Source organism: Meiothermus sp. Pnk-1, from assembly GCF_003226535.1.
GTDB lineage: Bacteria > Deinococcota > Deinococci > Deinococcales > Thermaceae > Allomeiothermus.
Genome location: NZ_QKOB01000021.1, coordinates 19,615 through 32,487, shown reverse-complemented (window position 1 = coordinate 32,487; position 12,873 = coordinate 19,615). Strand labels below are relative to the sequence as shown.

The window sequence follows — 12,873 nt, the reverse complement described above, 5'->3', positions numbered from 1 at the left end:
ACGGGGGATGTGACGCTGCCGGGGGGTGTGGAGATGGTGATGCCTGGGGATAACATCACCTTCACGGTGCAGCTGATCAAGCCGATTGCCTTGGAGGAAGGGCTGCGCTTTGCCATTCGGGAAGGTGGACGCACCGTGGGTGCGGGCGTCGTGACCAAGATCCTGGAGTAAAATAAAAAGATATGCACCCAGCCGGGTACCCGGCTGGGTGCACACGGCGCAGCCGCGCCAGAGAAGGTGAACGTATGGCTAGCGATATCCGCATCAAGATCTTGCTCGAGTGCACGGAGTGCAAGCGTCGCAACTACGCCACCGAGAAGAACCGGCGCAACAGCAGCGGTAAGCTCGAGCTGCGCAAATACTGCCCCTGGGACAAAAAGCACACCGTCCATAAGGAAGTCAAAGTCTAATGGCCGAGAAGAGCGAGCTCACCCCCCGGCGGAGCTTTCCCCAGCGCGTGGTGAACTATTTCCGCGAGTCGCGGGCCGAGCTTTCCCGGGTCACCTGGCCCACCCGTCAAGAGATCGTCCAGTCCACCGAGGTCATCCTGCTAGTGACGGCCTTTTTCATGGTGGTGTTGGGCCTTTACGATCTGATCTTCCGCAACCTCATCAGCTTCATCAGCAGGTAAGGCAGGCGGGCTTATGAGCATCGAATGGTACGCCGTCCACACCTACGTAGGGTACGAGGACAAGGTCAAAGCTAACCTCGAGAAGCGGGTCGCCGCGCTCAACATGGGCAACCTGATCTACCAAGTCCTGATCCCGACCGAAGAGGTGGTCGAGCACCGCGACGGCGGCAAGAAAGAGGTGGTGCGCCGTAAGCTGTTTCCCGGTTACGTCTTCGTACAGATGGACATGGGAGACGACCCTGCCGAGGTCAACGAGGCTTGGGAGGCGGTGCGGGGCACCCCTGGCGTGACCGGGTTCGTCGGTACCGCTACTCGCCCGGTTCCGCTTACCCCCGACGAGGTGCAGCACATCCTCGAGGCCAGCGGGTTGGCGGGGAAGAAGGAAGCCCCCAAGCCGCAGGTCTCCTTCAAGGAAGGCGACGTGGTGCGGGTGGTGAGCGGTCCCTTCGCAGACTTCACCGGTGTGGTGGGCGAAGTCAACCTGGAGCGCCAGAAGGTCAAGGTACTGGTCAGCATCTTTGGGCGCGAGACCCCGGTGGAGCTCGATTTTGCCCAGGTCGTTCGTGCTTAGGGTTGATCGCTAAGGTATGGGCGATAACACCTCGAATTTAGAGGGAGCCAAAAGGAGAATAAATGAAGAAGATCAACGCCATCGTTAAACTCCAGCTTCCGGCTGGAAAAGCTACACCTGCGCCGCCCGTCGGCCCGGCTTTGGGGCAGCACGGCGCAAACATCATGGAGTTCGTCAAGCAGTTCAACGCGGCTTCGGCCAGCATGGGCGATGCCATCGTGCCGGTGGAGATCACCATCTACTCCGACCGCAGCTTTACCTTCATCACTAAAACCCCACCCGCTTCGTACCTCATTCGCAAGGCTGCGGGGATCGAGAAAGGCAGCCAGAAAGCCGGGCGTGAAAAGGCCGGGAAGATCACCTGGGAGCAGTGCTTGGCCATCGCCAAGCAGAAGCTGCCCGACATGAACGCCACCGACCTCGAGGCCGCCGCCCGCATGATCGCCGGTTCGGCCCGCTCGATGGGCCTGGAAGTGACGGGGGTGCCCCATGCCTAAGCACGGCAAACGCTACCGCGCTTTGCTGGAGAAGATTGACCCCAACAAGGTCTACTCCATCGAGGAGGCGGCCAAGCTGATCCCTGAGATCAAGTCGGCTCGTTTTGACGAGACCGTCGAGGCCCACATCAAGCTCGGCATCGACGCGCGTAAGTCTGACCAGAACGTGCGCTCTACCGTGGCCCTGCCCCACGGCACAGGCCGCAGCGTGCGGGTGCTGGCCATCGCCAAGGGCGATAAGATCATCGAGGCCCGCGACGCCGGAGCCGACATCGCCGCCGGGGAGGAGATCATCCAGGAGATCCTGGCGGGCCGCTCCGACTTCGACGCGGTGGTCGCCACCCCGGACGTGATGGGTGCGGTGGGTTCCAAGCTGGGCCGAGTGCTCGGTCCGCGTGGCCTGCTGCCCAACCCCAAGGCTGGGACGGTGGGCTTCAACATCGCCGAGATCGTGCGCGAGATCAAAGCCGGTCGGATCGAGTTCCGCAACGACAAGACCGGGGTGGTCCACGCCCCCATCGGCAAGGCCAGCTTCACCCCGGACAAGATCGCCGAGAACCTGCGGGCTTTTATCCGCGCGGTGGAGGGGGCTAAGCCTGAGGGCGCCAAAGGGACTTTTCTGCGCAGCGTCTACATCACCACCACCATGGGCCCCTCGATCCGGGTGAACCCCTACGCCTAGGGGTTGCTCGGATGCCCGGCACAGCCTGTTACGGCTGTGCCGGCGGCGTTTATAGCTCCGTGCGCACCTGCCACAGCTCGGGGAAGAGCACCACCTCAAGCACCTTTTTCAGATACCCCACCCCCGCCGTGCCCCCGCTGCCGCGTTTGTGGCCGATCATGCGCTCGACGGTGGTGAGGTGATTGAAGCGCCAGCGGCGGAAGTTATCCTCCACGTCGATGAGCTTCTCGGCCAGGTAGTAGAGGTCCCAGTGCTCGAGGGTGTTACGGTAGACCTCGAGCCAAGCCTGAAGCACCGCTGGGTTGGGCTCGTAGGGCTTGGCGAAGTCGCGCTCCAGCACCTCGGCAGGAATTGTGAAGCCCCGCTGGGCCAAAAGGCGCAGGGACAGGTCGTAGAGGCTGGGGGAGCTCAGGGCGTCTTGCAGCAGCGCGTGGTGGTCGGGCCGGTGCTCGTGGGGCCGCATCATGAAGGGGTTGCGGTTGCCCAGCAGGAACTCGATGAGGCGGTACTGGTAGGACTGGAAGCCCGAGGCCTGCCCGAAAGCGGAGCGGAACTCGAGGTAATCGCTGGGGGTCATGGTCTTGAGCACTTCCCAGGCGCTGGTCATCTGTTCCTGGGCCCGGCAGACCCGGGTGAGCATCTTGAGCGAGGGGTCGATGACCCCCTGCTTCAGAAGCTGCATCGCGCCCTCGAGCTCGTGAATGATGAGCTTCATCCACAATTCCGAGACCTGGTGGATGACGATGAACAGCACTTCGTCGTGGGCTGGGGTGAGGGGGCGCTGGGCCGAGAGCAGCTCGTCAAGGGCCAAGTAATCGCCATAGGACAGGCTGTTCTTGAAGTCGGTGTAGGCACCTTCGGCAGGATTGGGTTTATTCATGCTGGAACCTCAGGGGAATCAGGTGACTTTGGCCCGCTCGCGGAAGCGCTCGGCCTTCCACAGTTCCCGGCTCATCACCCGCTCGAGCCGCTCCACCGCCTCGGCCACCTCCTGGTAGCGCAGGTAGAGCGGGGTGAAGCCGAAGCGCAGGATGTTGGGAGCGCGAAAATCCCCGATCACGCCTTCGGCGATGAGGGCCTGCATGATAGCGTAGCCTTCGGGGTGGGCGTAGGCCACCTGGCTGCCCCGGCGCTCGGGCTCGAGGGGCGTGACGAGCTCGAAGCCGTAGCGCCGGCACAGGGGCTCCATCCGCTCGATGAACACATCGCCCAGGCGCAGCGACTTGCGCCGCAGCTCCTCCATGTCCACGTCGGCGAAGACCTCCAGGGCCTTGTCCAGCGCGGAGAGGCTCAGCACCGGCGGGGTGCCCACCTTCATGCGCTGGACCCCCTCGGCGGGGTCGTAGAAGGGGTCGAAGGCGAAGGGGGCGCGGTGACCCATCCAGCCGCTGAGAAAGGGCAGGACCGCGCTCTGGTGCCGCCGGGCCACGTAGAGGAAGGCCGGGGCACCCGGCCCGCCGCACAGGTACTTGTAGCCGCAGCCCACCGCGAAGTCGGCGTTGCAGGCGTTGAGGCGCACCGGGAAGGCCCCCGCGCTGTGGGCCAGGTCCCAGATCACCAGGGCGCCCTTCTGCTGGGCCAGCCGGGTCAGGGCGGCCATGTCGTAGCGCCAGCCGCTGCGGTAATCCACCTCGGTGAGCATCAGCACCGCCGTGTGCTCATCGAGGGCGGCCTCGAGCTGGTCCTTCTTCACCAGCCGCAGCTCGTAGCGCCCGCCCAGGAGCTGGTTGACCCCCTGCGCGATGTAGAGGTCGGTGGGGAAGTTGTCGATGTCGGAGACGATCACCGGGCGCTCGGGGCGCAGCTTGAGCGCGGCCAGCAGCACCTTGAAGAGGTTGACGCTGGTGGAGTCCGCGGCCACCACCTCGTCGGGTTCGGCCCCGATCAAGCGGGCGATCTTGGCGCCTACGCGTTCGGCAAGGTCGATCCAGCCGTGCTTGTTCCAACTCGTGATGAGGTCGCGGCCCCACTGCTCCTTCACCACGTGCTCGAGGTGCCCTATCACCGCCTTGGGCAGGGCTCCCAGCGAGTTGCCGTCGAGGTAGATCAGGCCCTCGGGGACGAAGAACTCCTCGCGCTTGCGGGCTAAGGGGTCGCTCTGGTCCAGCGCGGCCAGGTCGGCTCGGGTTGTCATAGCTGACAGTCTACCCCTGCCCTTGCCGCAGGGCCCGCCAGACCTTCTCGGGGGTGAGCGGCATGTCGAGGTGCTTGAGGCCCAGCGCGTCCATCACCGCATTGACGATGGTGGGCGTGGCCCCGATGGTGCCCGCCTCGCCAATGCCCTTGGCCCCCAGGGGGTTGGTAGGGGAGGGGGTGTTGCCCCGGTGGGCCTCCACCCATACCACCTGGTCGGCGCGGGGGAGGTTGTACTCGAGCAAGCTCGCGCTCTGGTTCTGCCCGGTCTCGTCGTAGCGGATGCCCTCGTAGAGCGCCTGCCCGAGCCCCTGCGCTACCCCGCCCTGCTGCTGCCCCTGGACCAGCAGGGGGTTGACCACCACCCCCACGTCGTCGAGGGCCACGTAGCGCAGCACCCGCACCTGCCCGGTCTCGCGGTCGAGCTCGACCAGGGCCAGGTGAGCGCCGAAGGGGTAGTTGGCCTCCTTGAGGTTGAAGGTAGCCTGGCCCTCGAGCCCCGGCTCCAAATCTGGGGGCAGCTTGCGCGGGTTGTAGGCCGCCTGGGCGACCTGCTCGAGGCTCACCGCCCTATCGGTGCCCTGCACCCCCCAACCCCCCTCGGTGAGGACGATGTCCTCGGGGGCGGCCTCGAGCAGGTGGGCGGCGATGCGCCGCACCTTCTCGGCCACCTTCTCCGCCGCGTTCAGAATGGCCGAGCCCCCCACCGACAGCGTGCGGCTGCCGGCGGTGCCCTGGCCAAAGGGGACTGCCAAGGTGTCGCCCTGTACGATGCTGATGCGCTCGAGGGGGATGCCCAGCCGCTCGGCCACGATCTGAGCGAAGCCGGTCCCCGTGCCCTGGCCGTGGGGCGAGGTGCCGGTGAAGACCACCGCGCTGCCGTCGGGGTTGATCCGCACCCCGCCGGTCTCCCAGCCATAGCCGGTGATCTCCACGTAGACACAAAGCCCGATGCCCAGCAGGCGGCCCTCGGCCCGTGCCCGGGCCTGCTCGGCCCGTAAGGCGGGGTAATCGGTGAGCTCGAGCAGCTTTCGCAGGGTCTCGGGGTAGGCTCCGCTGTCGTACTTGGCCCCGGTGAGGGTCTTGTAGGGGAAAGGCCCTTGGATCAGGTTCCTGAGCCGTATTTCGGCGGGATCGAGCCCCAGCTCGCGCGCGGCCATGTCCATCAGGCGCTCGAGGTAGTAGGTGGCCTCGGGCCGCCCGGCGCCCCGGTAGGCCCCGGTGGGGGTGGCGTGGGTGTAGACCGAGACCAGCTCGAGGTCGATGGCTGGGATCTCGTAGGGGCCTTGCAGCATCAGAATGGTACCCGGGGCGTTGCCCAGGGTGGTCTCGAGGATGTAGGCCCCCAGGTCGGCCACCACCCGGCCCCGTAGGCCCAGGATCTTGCCTTCCGCGTCCAGGGCCATTTCCAGATCGGCCACCTGGGCCCGCCCGTGGATGGTCGCCACAAAGCTCTCGCTGCGGCTCTCCACCCATTTAACCGGCTTGCCCAGAATGCGCGTGAGGTAGGCCGCCAGGACTTCCTCCGGGTAGATGTTGATCTTGGCCCCGAAGGCCCCGCCCACGTCCGGGGTCACGGCCCGTACCTGGTTCTCGGCCAGGCCCAGCGCCTCGGCTATGGCGCTTCGGAGATCGTGGGGCATCTGGGTGCTGGACCAGATCGTGAGCGATTCGCGAATCCCGTCCCAGGCCGCCAGTACGCCGCGCGGCTCCATCGGGCTGGGCGCTAGGCGCTGCTGCACCATCCGCGCCCCCACCACGCGATGGGCTTTGGCGAAGGCTTCGGCCACGTCCCCAGCGCTGGTCCTGCGCTGGAGGGCGTGGTTGGTGCCCAGTTCAGGGTGTACCAGCGTGCCCTCCTGCATAGCCTGTAGCGGGTCGGTCACCGCCTCCAGGGCCTCGTAGTCCACGTAGACCCGTTGCAGCGCGTCCTGGGCGCTTTCCCTCGAGGTCGCCACCACCGCCGCCACCGGCTGGCCCGTGTAGCGCACGTAATCCTTGGCCAACACGGGGTGCCGCACCACCTTGGCCTCGCGCCCACCCGAGCCCGGCGCGTATAGCTCGGGCAGGTCGAGGGCGGTGTAGACCGCCAGCACGCCGGGCACCTCCAGCGCCTCGCGGGCGTCGATCCCTTTGATGCGGGCGTGGGCGTAGAGGCTGCGCACCAGCATCAGGTGCAGGGTGCCTGCGGGGGCCAGGTCGTCGAGGTAGGTTCCCTTGCCGGTGATGAACTTGCCATCCTCGAGCCGCTGGATAGGCTTGCCGATGAAGCGGCTTGGGGTTTTGTGCTCCGCTGCGGTGGACATACGCTTTATATGCTATCCCTGTATGGCTACCCATCGCTTTGCTCCCGACCACTATCACCACACCTTGGGCCCCCACGCCCCCGTCCTGAAGGTCGCCCCCGGAGATACCGTAATCACCACCTGCGTGGACGCCCGCGGCTTCGACCAGCACGACCGGCGGGTGACACCCCCTGGCAACCCCATGACCGGCCCCTTCTTCGTGGAGGGGGCCGAACCCGGCGATACCCTGGTGGTGCGCCTCGAGCGCCTCACCCCCAACCGCTGCCGCGGCTGGTCCGGGGTGTGGCTGGCGCCCAACGTGCTCGAGCCCGAGCACCTGACCGAGTTGGCCCGCTCGGGCGACTTCAGCGAGCGCTGGAACTGGGCTGTAGACGCCGAGGTCGGGGTTGCCCGGCTCGACCATCCCGCGAGCCCCCTGCACGGCTTCGAGCTCGAGCTCGAGCCCATGCTGGGTTGCTTCGGTGTGGCCCCCGAGGGCGGCCAGGCCATCTCCACCGCCACCTCCGGCCCCCACGGCGGCAACATGGACTACCGCGGCTTTCGCGCGGGCGTGACCGTGTACTTTCCCGTGTTCGAGCCGGGGGCGCTGTTCTTCCTGGGCGACGGCCACGCCCTGCAGGGCGACGGGGAGATCGCCGGAACCGGCATCGAGATCTCCATGGAGGTGCAGTTCTCGCTCGAGCTCCTCAAGGGCCAGCGCATCTTCTGGCCACGGGGCGAGAACGAAGAGTGCATCTTCACCGTGGGCAATGCCCGCCCGCTCGACCAGTGTGTACAGCACGCCACCAGCGAGATGCTGCGCTGGCTGGAGACGGTCTACGGGCTCGAGCCCGCCCACGCCTCCTTGCTGATGGGCCAGGGCGTGCGCTACGAGCTGGGCAACGTCTTCGACCCGGCCTACACCATGGTCTGCAAGATGCCGAAGAGGTTGCTGGGGCGGCTCGATAGCCAAACGCAAGACGCGAGACGCTAAACGCAAAACGCTAAACGCTAAACGCGGGGGACGATCCCCTTTGGGACGGCGTGCCGCCGTACACCTAGGGGGCGATCCCCTATCGGGACGGCGTGCCGCCGTACACCTAGGGGACGATCCCCTTCGTATGACGTATGACGTTTGACGTACGACGTCTGAGTCAGCACGAATCAAGTCACCAGGGCACCGGCCCCTCGCTGGCGCTTCCACCCCCCTTGCCTTTCCCTTAGGGCCTGGCTATACTTTCCTCTTGGCACCCGTAGGGGTGGCCTAAGACAGCGAGGGGCCCAGGGCCTTAAACATCTCGCCGAGGCGCTCGAGGGGAAGCGTTTTTCGCCGCAACAGTTGGGAGCCCCCACTCTCAAAACCAAAAAAGTCGAGGAGGATACGTGCCTAGTCAGCGCAACATCGAACATCTCGAGGCGCTCACGGCGACCCTCAGGGAAGCCGAAGGCTCGTTCTTCTTGGTGGACTATCAAGGGCTCGAGGCGGGGCCTACCGGTAAGCTCCGCAGGGCTTTGCGGGAAAAAGGCGGTGAGCTGATCGTCGCCAAAAACACCCTGATCCGCAAAGCCTTGAGCAACTTGGGCTTGCCTGAGCTCGAGGGGCTCACTGGGCCTTCGGCGGTGGTGATCTTCAAGGAACCCGCCGCCGCGGCCAAGGCCCTCAAGGAGTACGCCAAGACGAACGACAAAGGCATCCCCAGGTTTAAGTCGGGGCTGCTCTCGGGGCAGGCGCTGGACGCCAAGCAAGTCGAAGCCCTGGCCGACCTCCCCAGCCAGGCCGAATTGCGCGCCGAACTGGTGGGCGTGCTCTCGGCCCCCATGAGCAATTTGGTGGGCGTGCTGGGTGGAAAGGCGCAGGAATTCGTCGGCATCTTGGAGGCTTTCGTCGCCAAACAGGAGGCGGCCTAAGCTTTGGACGCGCCTTGTGCGCGTAGCCTATAAGGAGTAAAGACCATGGCTTTGGATATCGCTGCGATCAAGCAACAGCTCTCTAGCGCGACCGTACTGGAACTCAAGCAACTCATCGACGAGCTCAAGGAAGAGTGGGGGGTGACCGCCGCCGCTCCGGTGGCCGTGGCCGCGGTTCCCGGTGCCGCTGCTGCCGCTGCTCCGGCGGCTGAGGAGAAAACTGAGTTTGACGTGATCCTCAAGGAGGCCGGGGCTAACAAGCTCAACGTCATCAAGGAGGTCCGCGCCATCACCGGCCTGGGCCTCAAGGAAGCCAAGGACCTCACCGAGCAGGGCGGCGTGATCAAGGAAGGGGTCTCCAAGGAGGAGGCCGAGAAGATCAAGAAGCAGCTCGAGGACGCTGGCGCCAAGGTCGAGCTGAAATAAGGCGCAAACAGCCAGCTTCGCCATGAATCCCCTGGGCCTGGACCCAGGGGGTTTTTACCGGTGGCTTAGCGCATGTGGGCCAAATAGGGATTTCCACACCAAAGCCCTAAAGGGGAATGTGTTAAACTTGAGCCTAAGTAGAGGAATTGGAGCCTAGTGCTCTTTGCGGCACGAAGGGGGTATGTTATTCTAGCCTTTGTGCCTTTTCGGGATATCCGTAAGGCCAACGTAAGAACCAGCACCGACGGGGGGTAGCCCTCGCCGGAGAACCCTGTTCAGCTTACGTCCCAACCAGACGTCCCCCAGCGGGGCGAGGAAAACCTTGGCGCGAAGAAAGCGTAAAGGCAAGGAGCGTGCATGAAGAGCCAGCGGTTTGGACGGATTGAAGAGGTTATCCCCCTACCCACCCTCACCGAGATCCAAGTAGACAGCTTTAGAAAAGCGTTACAACTCAACACTCCACCCCACCAAAGGCAAAACCTCGGCCTTCAAGCCGCCTTCAAGGAGACCTTTCCCATCGAGGAGGGCGAGAAGGGGCGGGGCGGGCTGGTGCTGGACTTCCTCGAGTACCGCCTGGCCGAGCCCCCCTTTGACCAGGACGAGTGCCGGGAGAAGGACCTGACCTACCAGGCCCCCCTGTACGCCAAACTGCAACTCATTCACAAGGACACCGGCCTCATCAAGGAGGACGAGGTCTTTTTGGGGGATTTACCCCTCATGACCGAGGATGGTTCCTTCATCATCAACGGGGCCGACCGGGTCATCGTTTCGCAGATCCACCGCTCGCCGGGGGTGTACTTCACCCCCGACCAGGCCCGGCCCGGCAGGTTTGTGGCTTCGGTGATCCCGCTGCCCAAGCGCGGTCCCTGGATTGACCTCGAGTTTGAGCAGTCGGGGATGGTGGTGATGAAGGTCAATAAGAAGAAGTTCCCGCTGGCTTTGCTGCTCCGGGTGCTGGGCTACACCGCCGAAGGGCTTGCGCGCGAACTCAAAGACTACCCCGAACTGGCTCCGGGGATCCTCGAGGCGGCCTACCGGGGCAACAAGGTATTCGAGATGGGGGTAGAGGAGAGCCTGCTCAAGCTCTTCACCGAGCTGCGTCCCGGCGATCCCCCCAAGCGCGATAAGGCCATCACCTATCTGCACTCGCTGCTCTCCGACCCCCGCCGCTATGACTTGGGCGAGGCCGGGCGCTACAAGGCCAACACCAAGCTCGGCATGGAGCTTTCGGGGCGCACCCTCATCAAATTTGAGAACGGGGAGTTCAAGGATGAGGGCTTGCTGCAGGTGTTGCTATACCTATTTGGTCTGCAATCGGGGCGAGAGGGCTTCGAGTCCGACGACATCGACCACCTGGGCAACCGCCGCATCCGCACGGTAGGCGAGCTGCTGGCCGACCAGTTCCGGGTGGGCCTTTCCCGCCTGGCCCGCGGGGTGCGCGAGCGGATGCTGCTGGGCACCCCCGAGAGCGCGACCCCGGCCAAGTTGGTGAATAACCGCCCGCTGGTGGCCGCCATCCGCGAGTTCTTCGGCAGGAGCCAGCTCAGCCAGTTCAAGGACCAGACCAACCCGCTCTCCGAGCTGCGCCACAAGCGCCGCATCTCGGCCTTGGGGCCGGGCGGCCTGACCCGCGAGCGGGCCGGCTTCGACGTGCGCGACGTGCACCGTACCCACTACGGGCGCATCTGTCCCATCGAGACGCCGGAAGGGGCGAACATCGGCCTCATCTCCTCGCTGGCCGCTTACGGGCGGATCAACGAGCTGGGCTTTATCCTTACTCCCTACCGCAAGGTCGAAAACGGTCGCGTCACCCAGGAAGTGGTCTTCATGACCGCCTCCGAAGAGGATCGCTATCTCATCGCCCAGGCTAACACCCCTGTGGGCGAGGGGGGCCGCATCGAAACCGACCGGGTAGTCTGTCGGCGCAAGGGCGACCCGGTGATCGTGCGGCCCGAGGACGTGGAGTACATGGACGTCTCGCCCAAACAGGTCTTCTCGGTGAACACCAACCTGATCCCCTTCCTCGAGCACGACGACGCCAACCGGGCGCTGATGGGTTCGAACATGCAGGCCCAGGCCGTGCCCCTGATCCGAGCCCAGAGCCCTATCGTGATGACCGGGATAGAAGAGCGCGTGGTGCGCGATTCCCTAACCTCGGTCTACTCCGAGGTGGACGGGGTGGTGAAGTCGGTCTCGGGGGACAAGATCGTCGTCAAGGGCGACGATAAGGGCGAGTATGAATACTATCTGCGCCGCTTCGTGCGCTCCAACCAGGGGACCGCGCTCGACCAGCGCCCCCGCGTCGAGGTGGGGCAGCGGGTCAAAAAAGGCGACCTCCTGGCCGATGGTCCGGCATCGGAGGAGGGCTGGTTGGCCTTGGGGCAGAACGTCCTGGTAGCCATCATGCCCTTTGACGGCTATAACTACGAGGATGCCATCGTGATCTCGGAGGACCTGCTGCGCAGGGACTTCTACACCTCGATCCATATTGAGCGCTACGAGATCGAAGCCCGCGATACCAAGTTGGGTCCCGAGCGGATCACCCGCGACATCCCCAACCTCTCCGAAGCCGCCCTGCGCGACCTTGACGAAGACGGCGTGGTGCGTACCGGGGCCGAGGTCAAGCCAGGCGATATCCTGGTGGGCCGCACCAGCTTCAAGGGCGAGACCGAGCCCACCCCCGAGGAGCGGCTGCTGCGTTCGATCTTCGGCGAGAAGGCCCGCGACGTAAAGGACACCTCGTTGCGGGTCCCCCCCGGCGAGGGCGGCATAGTGGTGCGCTCGTTGCGGCTCAAGCGCGGCGACCCCGGCGTCGAGCTCAAGCCCGGGGTGCGCGAGGTGGTGCGGGTCTACGTGGCGCAAAAGCGCAAGCTCCAGGTGGGGGACAAGCTGGCCAACCGCCACGGGAACAAGGGCGTGGTCAGCAAGATCCTCCCGCCCGAGGATATGCCTCACCTGCCCGACGGGACGCCGGTGGACATCGTGCTGAACCCCTTGGGCGTGCCCAGCCGGATGAACCTGGGGCAGATCCTCGAGACCCACCTGGGCATCGCCGGGCTCGACTTGGGCCTACGCTTCATAACCCCGGTCTTCGACGGGGCGACCGAGGAAGAGATCAAGAACCTCTTGGGCGAGGCGTTCGACCAGAAGTGGGCCCGGCGCAAGGCCGAGGGCTATGGCCTGGACCGCCGCGAGCAAGAGGTGCTGGCGCGGGCGGCCAAGCTCGGCATCGTGGACGACAGCCTGGATGCCGAAGGGCAGCTGCGCCAAGTAGCCCAGCAGGGCAAGAGCATCCTTTACGACGGGCGTAGCGGCGAGCCCATCGAGGCCCCCATCGTGGTCGGGGTGATGTACATCATGAAGCTTTACCACATGGTTGAGGACAAGATGCACGCCCGCAGCACCGGCCCCTACTCGCTCATCACCCAGCAGCCTTTGGGCGGCAAGGCCCAGTTCGGTGGACAGCGTTTCGGCGAGATGGAGGTATGGGCGCTCGAGGCCTATGGGGCATCGCACACCCTACAGGAGATCCTCACCCTCAAATCCGACGATATCGAAGGCCGTAACGCCGCCTACGAAGCCGTGGTGAAGGGAGAGGACGTGCCTACCGCCAGCGTGCCGGAATCCTTCCGGGTGTTGGTCAAAGAGCTGCAGTCGTTGGGGTTGGACGTTGAGACCTACGACGAGAACGACCGGAACCTGGACATTTTCGAAGGCCTAGCCTCTAAGCGATAAACGGG

Annotated in this window: 12 protein-coding genes and 1 pseudogene; 10 read left to right on the top strand and 3 right to left on the bottom strand. The window is 64.9% G+C overall.

The window, feature by feature from the left end:
* The 6 genes and pseudogenes from tuf to rplA all read left to right on the top strand — a co-directional run.
* Positions 1-171 (top strand): annotated as a pseudogene (gene tuf / locus DNA98_RS16710) (elongation factor Tu); the annotation flags it as partial.
* 74 nt (positions 172-245) lie between these two features.
* Positions 246-410: a 50S ribosomal protein L33 gene (gene rpmG, locus DNA98_RS16705; RefSeq protein ID WP_110532525.1), complete on the top strand. Its 165-nt coding sequence runs from the start codon at positions 246-248 to the stop codon at positions 408-410.
* Positions 410-631, top strand: coding sequence for a preprotein translocase subunit SecE (gene secE, locus DNA98_RS16700; protein WP_110532524.1), 222 nt, complete (start codon positions 410-412; stop codon positions 629-631). Before rpmG ends, secE begins: the two co-directional genes overlap by 1 nt.
* Positions 632-644: 13 nt before the next feature.
* Entirely contained in the window at positions 645-1,202 is a 558-nt protein-coding gene (nusG, locus tag DNA98_RS16695; RefSeq protein WP_110532523.1) for a transcription termination/antitermination protein NusG, read from the top strand.
* Between the two features lie 62 nt (positions 1,203-1,264).
* Positions 1,265-1,699, top strand: coding sequence for a 50S ribosomal protein L11 (gene rplK, locus DNA98_RS16690; RefSeq protein ID WP_110532522.1), 435 nt, complete (start codon positions 1,265-1,267; stop codon positions 1,697-1,699).
* Positions 1,692-2,381 carry a 50S ribosomal protein L1 gene (gene rplA, locus DNA98_RS16685; protein ID WP_110532521.1) on the top strand — a complete coding sequence of 230 codons (690 nt, stop codon included), beginning with the start codon at positions 1,692-1,694 and terminating at the stop codon, positions 2,379-2,381. The genes rplK and rplA overlap by 8 nt, the downstream gene beginning before the upstream one ends.
* Before the next feature lie 49 nt (positions 2,382-2,430).
* Here rplA and kynA read toward each other — a convergent pair whose 3' ends face one another.
* The 3 genes from kynA to DNA98_RS16670 are packed head-to-tail and all read right to left on the bottom strand — an operon-like array spanning position 2,431 to position 6,820.
* On the bottom strand, positions 2,431-3,261 hold the full coding sequence (gene kynA / locus DNA98_RS16680) for a tryptophan 2,3-dioxygenase (protein WP_110532520.1): 831 nt from the start codon (positions 3,259-3,261) through the stop codon (positions 2,431-2,433).
* A gap of 18 nt (positions 3,262-3,279) precedes the next feature.
* Positions 3,280-4,515: a kynureninase gene (kynU, locus tag DNA98_RS16675; RefSeq protein WP_110532519.1), complete on the bottom strand. Its 1,236-nt coding sequence runs from the start codon at positions 4,513-4,515 to the stop codon at positions 3,280-3,282.
* Between the two features lie 10 nt (positions 4,516-4,525).
* Positions 4,526-6,820: a xanthine dehydrogenase family protein molybdopterin-binding subunit gene (locus DNA98_RS16670; protein WP_110532518.1), complete on the bottom strand. Its 2,295-nt coding sequence runs from the start codon at positions 6,818-6,820 to the stop codon at positions 4,526-4,528.
* 22 nt (positions 6,821-6,842) lie between these two features.
* Between DNA98_RS16670 and DNA98_RS16665 the strand changes: the two genes are divergently transcribed.
* The 4 genes from DNA98_RS16665 to DNA98_RS16650 all read left to right on the top strand — a co-directional run bounded on the left by DNA98_RS16665 (position 6,843) and on the right by DNA98_RS16650 (position 12,868).
* Positions 6,843-7,793 (top strand): acetamidase/formamidase family protein, encoded by a 951-nt coding sequence (locus tag DNA98_RS16665; RefSeq protein WP_110532517.1) that lies wholly within the window; start codon positions 6,843-6,845, stop codon positions 7,791-7,793.
* Positions 7,794-8,182: 389 nt separating this feature from the next.
* Positions 8,183-8,707, top strand: a complete 525-nt coding sequence (gene rplJ / locus DNA98_RS16660) for a 50S ribosomal protein L10 (protein WP_110532516.1) — start codon at positions 8,183-8,185, stop codon at positions 8,705-8,707.
* A gap of 45 nt (positions 8,708-8,752) precedes the next feature.
* On the top strand, positions 8,753-9,133 hold the full coding sequence (gene rplL / locus DNA98_RS16655) for a 50S ribosomal protein L7/L12 (protein ID WP_110532515.1): 381 nt from the start codon (positions 8,753-8,755) through the stop codon (positions 9,131-9,133).
* Between the two features lie 357 nt (positions 9,134-9,490).
* Positions 9,491-12,868, top strand: coding sequence for a DNA-directed RNA polymerase subunit beta (locus DNA98_RS16650; protein ID WP_110532514.1), 3,378 nt, complete (start codon positions 9,491-9,493; stop codon positions 12,866-12,868).
* Positions 12,869-12,873 lie beyond the last annotated feature (5 nt).